Source organism: Microlunatus sp. YIM B11417, assembly GCF_059617205.1.
Map to the genome: position 1 here is coordinate 1 of NZ_JCAMPJ010000022.1, position 631 is coordinate 631.

At 64.7% G+C, this 631-nt stretch carries 2 protein-coding genes; both read right to left on the reverse strand.

From position 1 onward, the window contains the following. Positions 1 to 275 (reverse strand): hypothetical protein (locus tag AC6CCG_RS34335; RefSeq protein WP_496659361.1); only part of this gene is annotated, 275 nt, incomplete at its 3' end. Beyond that, positions 272 to 583, reverse strand: a complete 312-nt coding sequence (locus AC6CCG_RS34340) for a transposase (protein WP_496659362.1) — start codon at positions 581 to 583, stop codon at positions 272 to 274. The genes AC6CCG_RS34340 and AC6CCG_RS34335, both read right to left, overlap by 4 nt. Positions 584 to 631: the final 48 nt, after the last annotated feature.

The following is a 631-nucleotide window of genomic DNA, read 5'->3' on the forward strand; positions in this document are numbered from 1 at the left end:
ACCTGCAGGCCTTGGCGGCGCAGCCAGCGGGTCATCTTCCGCCGCCCGTAGAACCGTTCCCGCGGCGCCCGGCCGGTCACTGGATCCGGCCGGCGGGTCGCCAACAACGCCTCGACCACGATCGCGTCAGCAACCGTCCGTTCAGCCGGCGGACGTGTCCTGACCTTGCGATAGGCGCGTTCGGAGAAGACCACGCCAAGCAGCGCAAGTGTCTTGCAGATAAGCGAAATCCGGTGACCGCATCGACGTTGGGCGTCGATGAACTCGACGATCATCGGCGTCGGGGGTCGAGTTCCCCGGCGAAGAAAACCGAGGCCGCTTTGAGTATCTCATTGGCTTCCCGGAGCTCCCGGTTCTCCCGCTCCAGCTCCTTGATCCGGGCCTGGTCCGCACTGGTCATACCCGGCTGCTCGCCGGCATCGACCGCAGCCTGAGCCACCCAACGCCGCAGCGACTCCAACCCGACCCCGACCTTCGGCGCGATCGCCTTACACGCCAGATACGGCGTGTCGTACTCGTCTAAATGATCTTGAACCATCCGGACCGCACGGTCTCGGACCTGCTTCGGATACTGCTTCGGCATGACACCGATCCTCTCGTAAAGGACCGGCCCCAAACCCGTGACGCTTCA

Bases quoted from the DNA above. Each gene is read 5' to 3' on its own strand.
- AC6CCG_RS34340 (WP_496659362.1), bottom strand. From the start codon at position 583: ATGCCGAAGCAGTATCCGAAGCAGGTCCGAGACCGTGCGGTCCGGATG.